This is a genomic window from Mahella sp., from assembly GCF_020054945.1.
In the GTDB taxonomy this organism is placed as follows: Bacteria; Bacillota; Clostridia; order Mahellales; family Mahellaceae; genus Mahella.
Genome location: NZ_JAIHAU010000024.1, coordinates 23,887 through 40,590 on the forward strand (window position 1 = coordinate 23,887; position 16,704 = coordinate 40,590).

Genomic DNA, 16,704 nt, shown 5'->3' on the forward strand with positions numbered 1-16,704 from the left:
GGATGTCAGAGGTCAGAACCTGTGCTGACAAGATACACGCTGGAAGTAGTAGAACCAATTAATTATCCGGTTCAAACATTTGCTTCCAGCTAGGCACATTAACGACTTCGGTCTTTCTTATCCGACCTCCGACTTCTGATGACTGACCTCTAGTTACCTTCGCCTGCCTACTGCTTGCGACAAAGCTAGGTTGTCCTACATAATATTGTTATAGCCCAAGCTTTTCGATATTTGATTGGCGGTTTCTATAGTTGCCTTAATCATTTCAGCACATTTTTCGTCCGTTATCCTTACGGTGGGACCGGATGCACTTATAGCTGCTACTATCTTGCCAGTGTAATCCCTCACCGGAGCGGCTACGCATTTGGCCCCTAACTCACATTCTTCATCATCTATGGCATAACCTTGTTTCCTTATCTTGTTGATTTCGGCCAACAAGCCATTCAACGAGGTTATGGTTTTTTCCGTATACTTCTTAAGACCAGTGGTCTCCGCATACCGCTTTATTTCTTCATCGGTCATGTCGCTGAGCAATATTTTGCCCACACCTGTGCCGTGAAGAGGTGCCTGATGTCCTATTCGCTGAAAGGTTTTAACTGTCAAAGCCGGACCTTCTATTGAACAGACGTATAAAGCGGTCATATTCTCTTCCACAGCCATGAAAGCTGATTCTCCGCATTTCAAGCTTAGTTCCTTCAAGTGTGGTTGGCCTATGGTTATAAGGTTCGATTGCCTTCTAACGTGGTTGGCCAATTCAACGACTTTGAAGGTTAGAAAATATCTTTGGTTTTCATCCTGCTTTACGTATTGCAGTTTCATAAGCGATTGAAGAAACCGGTATGCCGTGCTGGCAGGAAGTTCGGTTTGCTTGGCTATGGCCTTTAATTCGCAAGGCCCGTCGCTTTTAGCCATCACTTCGATTATTTTAAAAGCGCGCTCTACAGAATTATTCATGTTGATTGCGATATCGCCCATATAAACCTCCATATAATTTATAGCATTTCGTATCGCAAAATACGCTTTTAGTATATCAAATTATCATGAATATGACAAGATATGAATCGTGGCAAAAAGCGTGGGGGGAAGTAAAATACTCCCAATGTGACATTATCATAGAATGATAATAAAAAAACAAAAAAAGTGTTGACATTTTATTTTGCATGAACTATAATCATTGTAGAATATGAAATACAATTTCACATAATGAAACGAGGGGGCTTTTTAATTGAAGATAGCAGAAGTTGTAGTCAGAATATTAGAGCGCGAAGGTATAGAGGTTGCTTTTGGTATACCAGGTTCGAGTATAAATCCGGTATATAAATATCTAGGCGATTCTAAAATAAAGCATTATAATGCTCGACATGAAGAAGGTGCTGTGCATGCGGCAGATGGTTATTACCGTTCCAGTGGCAAAATGGCCGTGGCTATAGCAACGTCAGGTCCAGCGGCTACGAATTTTGTAACAGGCCTGTATACAGCTCAGATCGATTCCATGCCACTAATAGCATTGACAGGCCAGAATACTACATCCCAATTAGGCAAAGAGGCGTTTCAATGCGTTGATATAGTATCTATAGCAAAGCCTATAGTAAAAGCAGCTTATTGCTTAACTGTCCCAAACGATGTACCCAAGATTATGAAAGAGGCCTTTAGATTGGCTCGAGAGGGGAGGCCAGGACCGGTTCTTTTAGATTTACCGTTAGATATTCAACAGGCAGATATTGATTTTAATATAGATGATTACATACCGGCCACTATAGACACCCCTAAGCCAGATATACAAAAAATAGATCAGGCTATAGATATGATATTAGCAGCTAAATCACCAGTTATGCTGATGGGTGGAGGTGTTATTCTAGCGGGAGCTAACAATGAAGCGCGGCAGTTAGCTGAATTTTTATCCTTACCTATTATAGAAACATATATGGCCAAAGGAGCGGTACCTTATGATCATCCGCTTTATGTAGGCCATGCAGGCATACAAGTAGGTGGGCCTCTTGGAAACAAGATTCTATCGGAAGCAGATCTCGTGTTAGGTATAGGTTGTCGTTTCACTGATAGGCATACGGGGGATATAGGTGTATATACGAAGGGAAAAAAATTTATACATATAGATATAGAACCAACCCAGATAGGCAAAATATTTGTACCGGATTTGGGGATAGTATCTGATGCTAAACTAGCAATAGAGGCCATACTGGACAGGTTAGCAGCAAGGCATGTAGAACGGCAACCCGATTACCGTATAGAAGTTCTGCCGGAATGGAAAAAACAATATACGCGCAAGACATATTTCGATAATATCCCTATAAAACCCCAGCGTGTTTTTCATGAGATAAACGAATTCTATGACGATGATACGATATTTACCGCAGGATGTGGTCTTGTACAAATATGGTCGGGGCAATTTCAAAGGGCGAGAAAACCGAGAAGATATATACCATCAGGCGGGGCTGGTACATTAGGATACGAATTGCCGGCTGCCATAGGCGCTAAAATAGCTAATCCGGAGAGCCAAGCTGTTGCAGTGGTAGGTGATGGCGGCATTCTTTTCATGATAGAAGAACTAGCAATGGCTTGTCATTATCAGATACCTATAACTGTGATTATAGTAAACAATGGTTATTTGAGCTTGATAAGGCAAAATCAGAAATATGGTTATAGCTTTGAGCATGCCGTAGATTTATGGTACAACGACGGGACATATACTGATTTTGTTAAGGTTGCAGAAGGATTTGGCGCTAAAGGGGAAAGAATATTTAAACCAGAAGATATAAAGTCGGCATTACAACGGGCAAAAGACGCCAATTGTCCATATGTGATAGACGTAATAGTGGAGAGGCAGACCGATTGTTCCATGGGCTCCAGCATAGAAAATGTAAAGGAATATGAATGACCTCACAACATAATTTGACGTCAGTAATATAGTTTACAGGACTTACGCAAAAGTCCGCTGAACATTGAGAATTTAATATTTTAAGCTGCGAAGTTTTTAAAGATGATTGTTCTAACGCTATCTTCGTTTATAACTTTTTGTATAAACTCGCCTTTGCTGAGGAAAGTATATACTGTAAATACCTTATCCCCGGTTTCTATTGTGGAGGCCGATTTGAGGTAATTTACAGCAGCTCTCATGCTTTCATACCCTTGAGTTATCCTCATATATTCGACAAACATATAGGGAATGAACGCTAGGATTAAATGTCCTTGCAGCTTTATATAATCTCGCATATGGTATTTCTCAAATCCTAGATATTGCCTTTATACTCTTAAAAAATACCTCAGTCTGTTATGCGAATGTTCGTATAAAGAATAAGGCCTTGTTTATAGCGCTGCCGTTGTAGAACAACCTTCATTTACAACTTAGCCAGCTTAAATATTGGATTCACGGCATTATTATTAAATTGCGTAATTCTTGATTCTTTAATGGATACTTTGGGGGGGTGAAAGCTATGCATGAATTCACGTGAGGATACCTAGAAACCGGTAATCTATATCAATAAAATTCTAGGTTAATGCAAGATTTTTAAACAAAGTATATGGACAATATACAGAAATTAGTTGTAGGGAATAATTAATTGAGGGATGAAAATGGATATATGTGGTGAACGTTAGAGGTAAGACATAAACAGTTTGGCCTTTAACATGGATTTTAAGCGTTTTCGGAGTTTTCGGAAGTACGCGTAAAATAAAAAGGAGGATAAAGATGAAACGAAATATAGTAGCTTTATTTTTGGTGATTTTACTGATTATAAGTGTTTTAGGAGGATGTTCACAGGAATCTTCCCCATCTACCAGTTCTTCAAATGGTACCACTAATAATTCATCAACGGGAACATCTTCTACATCTGAACCTTATAAAGTACATTTTTGGGCATGGACCAATCCAGATAATGTGAAACCTCTTATCGAACAATTTAATAAGGATTTTGCAGGGAAGTATGAGCTTGTTTACGAAAAACTAGCGGATGCGGAAACTTTAACTATCAACACCGCTTTAGCTTCGGGTGAGCCGATCGATGTAATGACGCAATCAGGTGCTTTTGATACAAGAGTTCGGGCTGATAGTGGACAATATTTAGCGCTCAATGAATTTTTTGATGCTTGGGGCAAAAGCTATGCTGAATTACTTGGCCCAGCGGCTGAAGAAGTTTATAACTTCGACGGTAAATATTATGCGGTGCCGTATTGTAGAAATATTCAAGTAGTGTATTTTAACAAGAAAATGTTTGATGCAGCAGGTGTACCATATCCGGATCCTAATTGGACATGGGATGATTTTAGAGAAACCGCAAAAAAATTAACTCATGGTGAAGGCGCAAATAAAGTTTATGGTGTAATGGCGGATTTTGCCAACGAATATTGGCGAGAAATTGCTATGCAAAAGCTTGGGAATTTCTGGTACTATAATGAAGATTTCACTGCCACGCGTTTTGATGATCCTGCTGTAAAAGAGAGCCTTCAATTCTGGTATGATATGGCGATGGTGGATAAAACCTGTGTGCCGCTGGATGAATACAAGGCCTTAAAGTATGACAATGATACAACCGGCATGAACGGTTTATATCAGGGCAAATATGCGATGTTGCTCGTGCCTGTATATGGTTCTCTTTACTTGAACGAGAGTTATGGTAAGATACCGGAAGGTACTGACATTGGAATGACCAATATGCCTTTGCCAGCTGGAAGCAGTAAGCCAATAACTACATTCTATACTTCTACTGCTAGCATTCCTGCGAATGTTAAAAACAAAGAAGCAGCATGGACACTGCTCAAATATATTTGCTTTGATCGCGCCGATCTTTTTGCGGGTCCTAAAGCCATGCATCCCGGTTATGATTTTGAGACTGCAGAGGAAAGGCGTGCTTTTGAAGATATTATCTTTGATCATCCTGGCCTTGACAAGGATATGGCTATGCAAGTTATGGCGTTACCCAGAGACTTAGTGTGCGAAGATAACTCTGTGATTCAAGGGCAAGCTGTAATCAATGAATTGATAAAGGCAGACATTTCAAAGGTTTTCAATGGTGAGATGTCTGTCGATGATTGCGTAAAAGATTTGAAATCTCAAGGTGATGCTGCTATTGCTAAAGATTTGAAAAAGTAATATACCTTATATAAGATTAGGATATGGTACTTTTTCTCTAGGGATGGTAATCGATAATCAATCGCTATCCCTAGAGAATATTTAAGAAATTTAGAGGGAAGGAAGAGATTAATATGTCAACCTCAACTACGGTTTCCGCTGTAAAAAAACAGCAAGGGCATGGTGCTCTTTCTAAACATGAGAATCTAATCGGCTGGGCTTTTCTTTCACTAAATTTGGCTGGGTATATATTATTTAAATTAATCCCACTTATAATAGCACTTGTTTTAAGCTTTTGTGAATGGAATTTTGTTTCCGGCTGGGAAGGAATAAGATTTGTTGGTTTAGAGAATTACGGGCAACTTTTTAGTGATGAAGTATTTTTAGTTTCTCTGCGAAATACCATTTTTTACGCAATTGCAACAGTTCCAATAGCGATTTTTATAGCACTGATTTTCGGTGTTATATTAAATGATAAGGTATATTTCAAGAGTATTCTCCGCCTTGTATTTTATTTACCGAACATATCATCAATGGTGGCTGTATCGCTTGTATGGATGTTTTTATTTTTGCCTTCTTATGGGCCTATTAATGAGTTCTTACAAACAATTGGTATTGCTAATCCACCCAGATGGCTTAATGCTTCAAGTACTTCTCTTTTATCAATCGCAATAGTGGGTATATGGCAAGTGCTCGGATACAATACTATAATTATACTTGCTGGGCTTCAGGGTATTCCAGAATCTCTTTATGAGGCGGCTGAGATGGATGGCGCCAATGCTATGTGGAAATTTTTCAAGATAACTATTCCGTCACTATCGAATACATTATTCTTCCTTACCATAATTTCTATTATTCGTTCTTTTCAAGTGTTTACACCTGTACAGATCATGACTGAAGGCGGACCTGGCACGTCCTCATCAGTCATTGTATATTATATATACACAACTGCTTTCCAATATAATAACATTGGATATGCTAGCAGCATGGCTTGGGTTTTATTTTTGATGGTTTTCGTTTTTGCTGCAGCAAGAATGAGGTTCGCTAACAAAGGAGATTAAAACTGGATAGATTGAGAGGAATGGGGTATGTTGATGGGATATGCTAACAAAAAGAAGTTAATAAAGATTGTATTAACTGTTTTTATGGCTGTATTAGCAATTTTAATGGTTTTGCCGTTTGCTTGGATGCTTTCTGCTTCTTTTAAACCAGATAGTGAAGTATTTAACTTTCCGATTGAATGGATACCGAAGACATTTACATGGGAGAATTACATTAAAGTATGGGCTTCAGATATTCCTTTCCCGACTTTTTTTATGAATTCGGTAAAAGTAACGGTTCTTGCAGTTATCGGTGAGGTCTGTACCAGTGCTTTGGCAGGTTATGCTTTTGCAAAGATTAAATTTAAAGGACGTGATCTAGCCTTCCTTATATATGTTTCTACGTTGATGTTTCCTAGCCAGATGATGTTGATTCCGCGTTTTGTTTTATTTAAGACGATGGGCATTTATAATACTCATTGGGCACTGATTCTACCTGGCATGTTTACTGCGTTCGGTACATTCATGCTCAAGCAATTTTTTGAAAGTATTCCTGAAGAATTGACGGAATCGGCCAGAATGGATGGGGCAAATCATTTTATTATTTTTACGCGTATTGTTCTCCCATTATCAACCGCTGCTTTGAGTGCGCTGATTATATTTCAGTTTGTGTCTATGTGGAACGAATATGAACCGGCGTTGGTTTACCTTAGGGATGTAGATCTAGCTACTATACCGCTGGGACTTAAGTATTTTCAGGATGAATCTTCTACGAGTTACGGCGCTGTTATGGCAGCCTCGGTTTGTTCATTGGTGCCCATCTTCATTATATTTCTCACTTTTCAAAGACAATTTGTTCAGGGCATTGCAATCTCAGGTTTGAAAGAGTGAGGCGTTTTTATTAAATGTGAATATGAGATGGGATGGATATTTATCCAAAATTAAACACAAGGAGCGTAAAAGATGCATACATTATCCGAGATATTTATTCATTATGTTAACGTTAGCGGATGTGCGCAGTTTGGCAAAAAAGAGTTTTTGGCTGCACTTTCGGGCTGCAATGTAAAAGTGAGTGAGATAAATCACTGGATATCGCGCATTAATAGCGACGATCTGTTTGTTGTTGCCGGCACCATTGCCGAGCGCAATGTTCAAATTTTACTTGAAAATGCTGGCATAGAATATGGTTTAAAACCGGAAAGCGTTGTTTATCAGTGGTGCGATACGCAGGGCGGTAAGGTCCTTGTTATTGCTGGCAGCGATGATGTTGGGCTGATGTACGCATTGCTTGAAATGGCTGAGCGAATCGAGGCCCATGGTTTTGAGGCCATTGTAAACACAGAGAATCTGGTGGAAAGTCCTGATAATAAGGTTCGTTGTGTAGATAGGTATATTGTGGGGCATTTGGATGATGAATGGTTTAAATCCGAGGAGTTCTGGCGTTATTATTTGCCTCGCCTTGCTAAAGCGCGTTTTAATCGTTTTTGCCTTATCGTAGGTTTTGATACGGCTTATATGTCGCCTCCATATCCTTTTTTTGTTCCTGTAAAAGGCTACGAATATATTACTGTAGGTGGTTTGAGTGAGGAGGCACGGGATGATAACTTATGCGCATTGCGCCGTGTAGGTCAACTTTGCCATGAATACGGTCTTAAATTTGTGTTTGCAACTTGGCAGCAGCGCTCATGGACTAGTGTCCAGGGGCAGCTGGTAAGTGGGCTTCCTGATAGTGAAGAAGAATTCAGCGAATATTGCCATCAAGGATTGCGCGCATTACTCCATGACGTTCCAGAAATCGATATCGTTCAATTTCGTGTTAACCATGAATCCGGTGTAGGTACCCAGATTTCATCTGAAAATTTCTGGAATCATTGCACTGATGCTGTTGCGGAAGTTACTCGAGAGGATAAGCGGCCCATTATTCTCGGCTTGCGCGCTAAAGGGCTTACTGATGCGATGATCAATTACGCGTTGTCGAAGGGTTTGCATGTAGAGGTTCCAACCAAATATTGGTGTGAGCATGCCGCGCTTCCATATCACATTTCTATAATGAGGAGCGAAGAGCTGGCGCGTTTGGAAAACTTAAATCATAGCCGCCGTTATTCCTATGCTGACATGTTGAAGAAACCTAAATATTATGATGTATTTTTCCGGCTGTGGAATTACGGCTCAACTAATTTGTTCATTTGGGGCGATGCGGATTATGCGCGTAGATTTTCCATGAGCTGCTCATTGTCTGGCTCCATAGGCTTTGAGATTAATGCACCGCTAGCGCTCAAGTATGGTCATGAATTATTACACAAAGAAATATGGAGTACCTTCGCTGATCCATCGCTCCGTTCAGGCAAATGGGAAGATGAACGCTTTTGGATGTGGTATATCGCTTATGGGCGAATGGGCTATTCTGTTAATACGAATCCGGAGGTTTGGATGCGTGCGTTTCGCGCTCGTTTTGGCGAAAAGAGTGCTACTTATATAGAACGTGGTTTACACGCGGCTAGTAAGATTGTTCCGTTTATTACAACAATACACATGCCAGTACATCCTTCCTTGTCGTATTGGACCGAGATGAACACGGGCGGAGCATTATTCGCCGAAAACAACCTTTTTTATGGTGATATTACTTATGGAGCAAGTGAACCAAGCGATCATGGGCTTTTTTATGGGATTGATGAATATGCTGCAGATTTGTTTTCGGGAAATCTCAGGGGTAAGTATTCCCCGCTGCAGTCGGCACGATGGCTTATACAGTTTGCTGAAGATACGTATCGTTCAATAGAACAAGCTGATGCTATTGATGAGAACAGCACAAATGCCGAATATCGGGCTTTGAGAACAGATATACTGCTTTTATGCGATCTCGCTCGCTACCATGCCAATAAGATATTAGCTGCTTTTGCTCTTAAATGCTTTGAGATTACGAAAGATAAAACCTATTTATCGGACTGTACTTTGTTGCTCAGACGAGCTAAGCAACATTGGATTTTATTATCTGAATCAGGGCTAAGAGCTTATCATCATGATTTGGAGTTTTCCACTGGCGGTTCGCAGACACGACATGGTACATGGAAGGATCTATTATGCGAAATCGAGGCTGATGAAAAAACACTATTAGCCCTTTTAAAGGACAATAACATTGAGATAAATGAAGAACTTACCCATTGTTACAGTCCTAAAGATCTTGATGTTAGTATGTATACAATGAGCGAAAATTGGCCTAAAACCCATAAAGCGCATATGCCGCTTACTGTAGAGGTTACGCTTGCGGATTTAACCCCAAAGCCATTTGTACTTCATTATCGCCATACCAATCAACTTGAAGGAGAATTTAGAGCCATTGAGATGTCTCCTACCGACAAAGGATGCTGTGCAACGATCCCTACCGAATATCTAACACCGGAATGGGATTTGATGATCTATGTAACAATGCAGAATAGAGATGGTTCATGCTTGATGTTCCCGGGTATCTATCATCCGAAATTTCCATATCCATATCATGTGATATCTATTTTGAAATGATTATAAAACAGCGACGAATTGATGAAATATAAAGGAAAGGTGATTATTGATGAGTAAAAAGTTTATTAAAGAAATTAAAGAAACTCCTGTTAATTATGAGTGCGATGTTCTGGTAGCAGGTGGTGGGACTGCCGGTGTAGTGGCTGCATTATCTGCCGCCCGTAATGGAGCCAACACTATATTGGTCGAGCGCTATGGTTTTTTGGGAGGTACTATGATCAATGGGGCAGGGCCGCTTCATAGTTTTTACAATTTGTATAAAGCGTTTCCTGGAGCAGAGAAGATTCAAGTTGTACGTGGCCTTCCTAGCGAAATTATCGATCGCCTTGTTGCTTATGGGGGTTCTTACGGCCATTTAGAGCAAGATCAAGGAGGGGATTATGATTCAGTTATAACATTGATTGATCGTGAGATATTCAAAGAAGTTATCCTTGATATGATGATAGAGGCCGGCGTTCATATTTTGCCTTATACGATGATAGCTGATGTTATTATGGATGGTAATTCAGTAAAAGGGGTGATCATAGAGGGCAAATCAGGACGTGAGGCTATTTTGACTAATGTTGTTGTTGATACTACTGGTGATGCCGATGTTGCATTTAAAGCAGGTGCGAACTGTGTCAAAAAACACGAAACCACATCAGTGGGTATGCCATTCGGGATGTGCAACGTTGATATAAAGCGCTTAGTTGCATTTTTAGAGGAAAACAACCTCATAACTCAAATTGTTAACGTCGATAAGGATATCAAAGCTGATAATGTTGTGCGGCTTGGTTTTGACCTCAAAAAGATACCGGTTTTCAAAGAATTTATGGATAAAGATGGGATGTGGGGACCTCTTTGTATAACCTACCATGAAAATGAATGCTCGTACATAAATTCTGCAAACCTGAGAGCGGTGGATGCTACGGATACTGAAGCTCTTTCAAATGCTGAAATAGCGTTGCGCAAACAGGTTATGACATTGTCGAGGATGCTCAAGCAGTATATCCCAGGTTTTGAGAAGGCATATGTAAGCTGGACACCGGTGGGTGTAGGCGTTAGATATACTCGTGTTGTAGAGTGCGAACACGATATGACGCTCGATGAAATAATAAATTGTGCCCGCTTCGATGATGAAGTCATGCTTTATGGTTTCCATGATTGTGCGCCTAGGATCATGATTAAAAATGCAGGTTACTATGGTATTCCATACCGTGCCTTATTGCCCAAAAAGATTGATGGTTTGCTAGTCGCTGGCCGTATGATCACTAGCGATTGGGCTGCGCATATGTCTACGCGCAATACCGTATCATGCATGGCGCAAGGTGAGGCGGTAGGAGCTGCTGCTGCGCTATGTGCGAAATACGATGTTAATCCGCGCGAATTAGATGTTCAACTTTTGCGAGAAGCCCTTGTTGATCAAGGTGTATTCCTCGGTTAGCTATATTCTTATCTCTCTTTTGAAATACAACCGGTCTGATACTGAGGCCGGTTTTTTTAATATGCTCGGCATCAGACGATGGTTTGATAGTGAAAGCCCATTTATTACGGGTCCTGCAATAGCGCCTGTAACCCCATGTATAAGGCATGGCGTAGTACCTGCTGCTGATCGCCTGCGGCGGTGTTTAATGCATCTTCCATATATTCTATGAATCGGCCTATTATATCATCCCTGTGCTGTTCTTTTATATACTCGAGGTCGTAATCGGGGACGGTCTGGTCTACCACGGATATGCTGAAATATTGCTCCTTCAAATCGTCTATTATATCAGCCATGCTCTGTTTAAGCTGCGGATCCAACCGGCCGGTGAAGGTGAGCGTATATAGATTGAAAGAGCGGTTTTGCGGGCTATCCGAGTCCAGTATGCGTTTTGCCACATCCTCGCTTGTCTGGGCACCGTCCAATGATATTGTCGCGTTTATATAACGCCTTTTGGCTATCGGTATCAGCTCTATACAAGCAGCGTTTTTATCAAGGCGACCGGATATAATGCCATGGTATCCCGTTTCGCTGCTGTCCAGCGGCTCTATGCTGCCTGCATAGGCCGCTAAAACATCCGTAATAGAGCCGGTGGCATCCAAAGGCTGTATATGGCCGCTTGCATGGAAGGCATACGGCCTGTGTATGTGTCCCAAGGCTACGTAATCCATGTGCCATCCTATCATTTGTTGTATGGCGATGGGTAAATACGGCGATGATGAGGATTGCATCAAAGCGTCGCCATGTATGACGGCTACATTGATCCTCGATGTATCTGTCGGGCCAACATCAATACAATTATCGTATATTTCGGGCCTATCCCACCCGAATCCATATACCGATATAGGCATGTCGGGCAGGTCTATGCGCTCGATAGATGGCGTTGTGAATATATGCACGTTGGGAGGCCATGGCCAATTTATGTAAAAGGACCTGCTGTGCACATAATCGTGATTGCCCGGCGATATAAATATGCGCGTCCCGGCGACGCCGGCAAATGAGCGGCTTATATCGGCTATTACCGGCCGGGTGATATACTCATTTTCAAAAAGATCGCCTGTTATAAATAACAACGGTATATGCTGATCTTCCGCCATTTTCAATACAGCCTTCAGTGTATCTATAATATCCTGACGTCGCTGACGTGCTATGAACGAAGGCAAGCTCTTAAAAGGCGTGGCTATATGCAGGTCGCCTATTTGCATAAACGGTATTTGCATCAGTTCACCTCCCGGTACAAGGGCAAATAGAAGGCAAAAGCAGTGCCTTGGTCCGGCTGGCTTTTTACAGTTATATCAGAGCCATGGGCGGCCAATATGCCACGGGCAATGGTCAACCCCAAGCCGGTACCCTTTTTATTGTTTTTTCCCGTGTAAAACTTGTCGAATATATGCGGCAGATCATCTGGCGATATGCCGCGACCGGTGTCGCTTACCTGTATAAAGGCTTTGTCGCCGCGTTTTTCGGCCGATACTATAATGCGGCCATGTGGCGGAGTATGGTTTATAGCGTTTTGTATGAGATTATAGAGTACTTGCTCTATGCGGCCTTCATCGGCGAGTACGATTATATTATCATCGGCAGAAGCTTTCAGCTCTATCTGATTTTTAGCTGCTGCAGCTTCAAATCGCCAGCAGATATCATTTATACTTTGACTTATGCTGAAAGGATGGGGATTTATGGACAGCGATCCTGACTCCAACTGCGACAGATCCAGCAGATCGCTGACCAGCTTTTGCAGCCTGGCAGCCTCATCGAGGATGATATCCACATACTGCTTTTGTTGCTCCGGATCTTTGACCACACCATCTTTTAAGGCCTCGCTATATCCGCGGATCAATGATAGCGGTGTACGCAGTTCGTGCGATACATTGGCGATGAGATCGCGGCGCATCTGATCCAACTTAGCCAGCTCGGACGACATATAATTTATAGCCGAGGCTAACTGCCCCAGTTCATCCTCGCCTTTTATATTCACTTTTTTGTCGAAATGGCCGGCAGCTATATCTAAAGTTACGTTTCTCATTGCGGTGAGAGGACGCGATATATAGTTGGAAAGCCATAACGCAAATAGCATGGCTATAAGCATGAGTATTATAGCCAGCCAAAGCGTGCGCATGTTTATAACCGATACGGTGCTGCGCAGGGTTTCGGCCGGCACATGCATAACCACCGCACCTGCAATCTGCTGTTCTATCAGTATCGGCGTGGCGGCCACTATATTCTCGGTATAGCGCATGGGCATATTGCTCTTGTATACGACGGTATTTCCGGATAATAATTGTGAATAATCACTGCGCGACAGCATGGTGGGATTATGCCCTCGCCCGTTCATCATGCCCATCATTCCTCCAGATTGGCCTTGCACAAGATCGTCGCGGCTCAATATGGTTATGCTGGCGTTTAAAAAACGTGAGATCATGCTCACCTGTTGCTCGATTTCAGCGGAGCTTTGGGCAGATTTTATCATTGACGCCAATTGTTGGGCGTTTGCGGCCATTTGTTGAGCCTGCTGATCAAAATAAAAGCCCTGCATTAGCTGCCACTGGAATATCATGAATACGGCAAAGATCAATATTATGAGCAGTGATATAGAGATCCATAACCGCATGTAAAGGTTTTTAAACCGGATCATCGAATTTGTATCCCACCCCCCATACAGTAGCTATGTAACGGCCATAATCGCCTAACTTGGCGCGTAGGTTTTTGACATGCGCGTCTACCGTACGCGAATCGCCATAAAAATCATATCCCCATACGTGATGCAGCAGTTGTTCGCGTGAAAACACCTGTCCGGGATGGGAGGCCATGAAAAAGAGCAGATCGAATTCCTTCGGAGTAAGAATGATATCTTGGTCGTTTATGGCTACCCGACGCGACAATGGCTCTATTGATAAATTTCCATACCTGATCACATGATCCTGCGCGTTCGTGTTACCGTGGCTGCGTTTCAGCAAAGCTTTTACACGGGCCACCAGTTCTTTTGGGCTGAACGGCTTTACTACATAATCGTCCACGCCCAGATCGAAGCCGAAAAGTTTATCGTTTTCTTCGCCGCGGGCGGTGAGCATTATAATAGGTACTTGAGAGGCTTGCCTTATCTGACGGCATACCGTCCATCCGTCTACATGAGGTAGCATCACATCGAGTATCACAAGGTCTGTCGGATACTGCTCAAAGAGCTCGAGGGCTTGCTGTCCATCAGAAGCCTCTAGCACCTCAAATCCTTCGTTTTGCATATAAAGGTACAATAATTGCCGCATCCTTTCTTCATCCTCTACCACCATTATTCTGAAACCAGCCATATCAGACTCCTCACTAGTTTGATCGTACACTATTATAGCATATTTTACGCTTTCTTCACAGTTCCATAAAACTTTCTTCATGTCCATGCGTTAATATATAATTGAAAACAGAAACGGGAGGTGAAAAGCGATGAACAAAAAAGTATTTATGATAGTAGCCGTAATAGCAGTGCTCATAGTAGCGGCCACCACTGCTTTGGCAGCTGATGATCAGCCGACGGTGCAGCAACCTGCACAGAGCGCTGATGTTCAGCTTACGCCACAGCAACAGCAGGAGATAGATTCGCTATATGAGCAGATGCAGGATATACGCAACGAGATTATTGACAAATATGCTGAATACGGTGCTATAACCGAAGCTCAGGCCGAACAGGCTAAGGCCAACAGCGAGGCTATGACAGAGCGCATGAAAGAGCGAGCGGCTGATGGCTTTGTAGGTTGCGGAGCAGGCTACGGAATGATGGGCGGTAGAGGCCGCGGAGCCGGCTTTGGAGCTGGTTTCGGCAACAATGCGGGTACAGTACAATAACATAATGATAAAATAGCCGGGCATTTACCCGGCTATTTTACTGCCATCTTAATGGCGATAGCATCATCGGGTTTTTGTTCTCCCGGTAATATGGCTGCTATGATACCGGTATAACTTACGCCATGGCGCATGTGAAAGGCTATGGCCGATGCTATCTGGCGCGGTATATATGCTATATCTGAGCCGTAATCGGTATATATATGCACTGCATTGGGGTCGTGGATGTTATTGGGCTCGGCCTCGAATACGACGGGTTGACCGACGTCAAGGTATTTCATTGCACTGAAACGCCCGTCGTGACTCATGCCGGCGGGATGGACATAGAATTCACATCCCGGCGTGCCATAGATGCGCTTAGGATCTTGTTCAGGCAAATCCAAAAAATCAGCGGTCAAAAATGGCAGGTTCCTGTTCTTATGCCAATTGCCATAGTCGGCCTCGGCGAGCAGATTCAAGCGCATGTCATCGGTCAATACCCTCTGCAATAAGTGGCTTTCCGATAGCGAAAGGCTATCGCCGTCGATGATATCCAGAGCCAGCCATACAGCACCGCACCATATATACGGGAAAGCAGTGCCTATACCGTGTACGCGCTGTTTCCACAAGACGTGTTTATCGCTGCTGTTTGCATGGCCTATATATTCCAGAATATAAAAGCCTTTGGCCGGCGGGTTGTATATACTTTCCTCTGCTTGCCCCACCTCGTCGCGCAGCAGCTTTTTATAATATGCCATGTCGATTATGCCGTCTTTTTGCCTCTCTTCCAGATCAATGACCTCAAATCCCTCGTCGCTTATAGGTCGCAATACCGCTGTCCATGCGGTGGCGCTGTCGTTCAACATGTCTGAACCGCCCAACCATAGCTTGTAATCGTTGTTCATGATAATGCCTCCGTTTCTTTCATACTTATATATTAGCACGCGGCGATATTATAACGGTTGCATATCATATAAAATCCAGAAATATGATAACATCATATTAATTTCATGTTTCATATATGCTCTTAGCTCATGTTAAAAATTAAGTCGCTTTGTTCCCGAATATTTAATTCCTTAAAATACCGATTCTCCAATGGTATCCATTCATAAAGAAATCTTTTTAGCATAGAAGCCCCATTTCTTTTTAGGATTCGGAGACTTTGCTCTTTTTCATCAATATACAAAAAGATCTTCAGATCATAATTGTTTATTAAAGTTGGGTGCATACTGTAAGAACCCTCGATAATATTAAGTTTTTTCGGAATTACTGATACTGACTGCCTAAAAGCCTTTTGTTTGCAGTCGTATATGTTATATTGAAATTCACGTTTGCTATGTAATCCGTTAATTACTTCCTGCTTAAATCGAACATAATCTACATTTCCACCCACTTCTTTTAAACGCTCTTCTGTCTTAAGTTCAGGAGTTAGGAAGAAATCATCCATATGAAATATGTTACAGTCATATACGCTGCTTATCAAAGAGGCCAGGGTGCTTTTCCCAGCACCACTGTTCCCGTCAATGGCTACATTAACTGTATCATGTGATTCCATCAAAGAATCGATTCTGCAGAATATCTCAAAAAAGTCGCGGTATTCCTCCTCTAATTTCTGCAAACTGTCATTTTCATTTTCAATCAGGGGCCGGTCGGTGTATTTCATACTCAATTTATCACACATCTTCTATAAGAGCTAATTGCGTTGTTTGAAAAGGCGGATAAATAGCGTTTTAGCAGGTATAGGAGAAAATATTTTACCCCATGCACATGCCTAAAATTAGCGTGGT

General features: G+C 42.1%; 14 protein-coding genes. 7 read left to right on the forward strand and 7 right to left on the reverse strand.

All coding sequences use genetic code 11. The features are described from left to right. Positions 1-195: 195 nt before the first annotated feature. Entirely contained in the window at positions 196-975 is a 780-nt protein-coding gene (locus JG770_RS06305; RefSeq protein WP_291956640.1) for an IclR family transcriptional regulator, read from the reverse strand. A 250-nt stretch (positions 976-1,225) separates the two neighbouring features. On the opposite strand from JG770_RS06305, the gene ilvB reads away from it, so the two are divergent. Further along, on the forward strand, positions 1,226-2,896 hold the full coding sequence (gene ilvB / locus JG770_RS06310) for a biosynthetic-type acetolactate synthase large subunit (protein ID WP_291956642.1): 1,671 nt from the start codon (positions 1,226-1,228) through the stop codon (positions 2,894-2,896). Positions 2,897-2,976: 80 nt separating this feature from the next. Here ilvB and JG770_RS06315 read toward each other — a convergent pair whose 3' ends face one another. Further along, positions 2,977-3,135 carry a hypothetical protein gene (locus tag JG770_RS06315; protein ID WP_291956644.1) on the reverse strand — a complete coding sequence of 53 codons (159 nt, stop codon included), beginning with the start codon at positions 3,133-3,135 and terminating at the stop codon, positions 2,977-2,979. A 571-nt stretch (positions 3,136-3,706) separates the two neighbouring features. Between JG770_RS06315 and JG770_RS06320 the strand changes: the two genes are divergently transcribed. From JG770_RS06320 to JG770_RS06340, 5 genes are all read left to right on the forward strand, one after another. Further along, entirely contained in the window at positions 3,707-5,107 is a 1,401-nt protein-coding gene (locus JG770_RS06320) for an extracellular solute-binding protein (protein WP_291956646.1), read from the forward strand. 113 nt (positions 5,108-5,220) lie between these two features. After that, entirely contained in the window at positions 5,221-6,147 is a 927-nt protein-coding gene (locus tag JG770_RS06325) for a sugar ABC transporter permease (RefSeq protein WP_291956648.1), read from the forward strand. A gap of 27 nt (positions 6,148-6,174) precedes the next feature. After that, positions 6,175-7,017, forward strand: coding sequence for a carbohydrate ABC transporter permease (locus JG770_RS06330; RefSeq protein ID WP_291956650.1), 843 nt, complete (start codon positions 6,175-6,177; stop codon positions 7,015-7,017). A 72-nt stretch (positions 7,018-7,089) separates the two neighbouring features. Further along, positions 7,090-9,645 carry a hypothetical protein gene (locus JG770_RS06335; RefSeq protein ID WP_291956652.1) on the forward strand — a complete coding sequence of 852 codons (2,556 nt, stop codon included), beginning with the start codon at positions 7,090-7,092 and terminating at the stop codon, positions 9,643-9,645. Between the two features lie 49 nt (positions 9,646-9,694). Next, a complete protein-coding gene (locus tag JG770_RS06340) occupies positions 9,695-11,068 on the forward strand; it encodes an FAD-dependent oxidoreductase (RefSeq protein ID WP_291956654.1) in 1,374 nt (457 codons plus the stop codon). 104 nt (positions 11,069-11,172) lie between these two features. On the opposite strand, the gene JG770_RS06345 is transcribed toward JG770_RS06340, so the two are convergent. The 3 genes from JG770_RS06345 to JG770_RS06355 are packed head-to-tail and all read right to left on the reverse strand — an operon-like array spanning position 11,173 to position 14,412. Then, the gene (locus JG770_RS06345; protein WP_291956656.1) at positions 11,173-12,327 is read right to left on the reverse strand and encodes a metallophosphoesterase; all 1,155 of its coding nucleotides are present in this window, start codon (positions 12,325-12,327) and stop codon (positions 11,173-11,175) included. Continuing rightward, the gene (locus tag JG770_RS06350) at positions 12,327-13,742 is read right to left on the reverse strand and encodes a HAMP domain-containing sensor histidine kinase (protein WP_291956658.1); all 1,416 of its coding nucleotides are present in this window, start codon (positions 13,740-13,742) and stop codon (positions 12,327-12,329) included. The genes JG770_RS06345 and JG770_RS06350 overlap by 1 nt, the downstream gene beginning before the upstream one ends. Beyond that, on the reverse strand, positions 13,729-14,412 hold the full coding sequence (locus tag JG770_RS06355) for a response regulator transcription factor (protein ID WP_291956660.1): 684 nt from the start codon (positions 14,410-14,412) through the stop codon (positions 13,729-13,731). The genes JG770_RS06350 and JG770_RS06355 overlap by 14 nt, the downstream gene beginning before the upstream one ends. 130 nt (positions 14,413-14,542) lie before the next feature. Between JG770_RS06355 and JG770_RS06360 the strand changes: the two genes are divergently transcribed. Beyond that, the gene (locus JG770_RS06360) at positions 14,543-14,941 is read left to right on the forward strand and encodes a DUF2680 domain-containing protein (RefSeq protein WP_291956662.1); all 399 of its coding nucleotides are present in this window, start codon (positions 14,543-14,545) and stop codon (positions 14,939-14,941) included. Positions 14,942-14,973: 32 nt separating this feature from the next. Here JG770_RS06360 and JG770_RS06365 read toward each other — a convergent pair whose 3' ends face one another. Together JG770_RS06365 and JG770_RS06370 are read right to left on the reverse strand one after the other, a co-directional pair. Next, the gene (locus JG770_RS06365) at positions 14,974-15,822 is read right to left on the reverse strand and encodes an HIRAN domain-containing protein (protein WP_291956665.1); all 849 of its coding nucleotides are present in this window, start codon (positions 15,820-15,822) and stop codon (positions 14,974-14,976) included. A gap of 122 nt (positions 15,823-15,944) precedes the next feature. Continuing rightward, on the reverse strand, positions 15,945-16,580 hold the full coding sequence (locus JG770_RS06370) for a hypothetical protein (RefSeq protein ID WP_291956668.1): 636 nt from the start codon (positions 16,578-16,580) through the stop codon (positions 15,945-15,947). Between the last annotated feature and the right edge of the window lie 124 nt (positions 16,581-16,704).

Coding starts and splice junctions, on each gene's coding strand:
- JG770_RS06305 (WP_291956640.1), bottom strand. CDS start 975: ATGGGCGATATCGCAATCAACATGAATAATTCTGTAGAGCGCGCTTTT.
- JG770_RS06315 (WP_291956644.1), bottom strand. CDS start 3,135: ATGAGAGCTGCTGTAAATTACCTCAAATCGGCCTCCACAATAGAAACC.
- JG770_RS06320 (WP_291956646.1), top strand. CDS start 3,707: ATGAAACGAAATATAGTAGCTTTATTTTTGGTGATTTTACTGATTATA.
- JG770_RS06325 (WP_291956648.1), top strand. CDS start 5,221: ATGTCAACCTCAACTACGGTTTCCGCTGTAAAAAAACAGCAAGGGCAT.
- JG770_RS06330 (WP_291956650.1), top strand. CDS start 6,175: ATGTTGATGGGATATGCTAACAAAAAGAAGTTAATAAAGATTGTATTA.
- JG770_RS06335 (WP_291956652.1), top strand. CDS start 7,090: ATGCATACATTATCCGAGATATTTATTCATTATGTTAACGTTAGCGGA.
- JG770_RS06340 (WP_291956654.1), top strand. CDS start 9,695: ATGAGTAAAAAGTTTATTAAAGAAATTAAAGAAACTCCTGTTAATTAT.
- JG770_RS06345 (WP_291956656.1), bottom strand. CDS start 12,327: ATGCAAATACCGTTTATGCAAATAGGCGACCTGCATATAGCCACGCCT.
- JG770_RS06350 (WP_291956658.1), bottom strand. CDS start 13,742: ATGATCCGGTTTAAAAACCTTTACATGCGGTTATGGATCTCTATATCA.
- JG770_RS06355 (WP_291956660.1), bottom strand. CDS start 14,412: ATGGCTGGTTTCAGAATAATGGTGGTAGAGGATGAAGAAAGGATGCGG.
- JG770_RS06360 (WP_291956662.1), top strand. CDS start 14,543: ATGAACAAAAAAGTATTTATGATAGTAGCCGTAATAGCAGTGCTCATA.
- JG770_RS06365 (WP_291956665.1), bottom strand. CDS start 15,822: ATGAACAACGATTACAAGCTATGGTTGGGCGGTTCAGACATGTTGAAC.
- JG770_RS06370 (WP_291956668.1), bottom strand. CDS start 16,580: ATGAAATACACCGACCGGCCCCTGATTGAAAATGAAAATGACAGTTTG.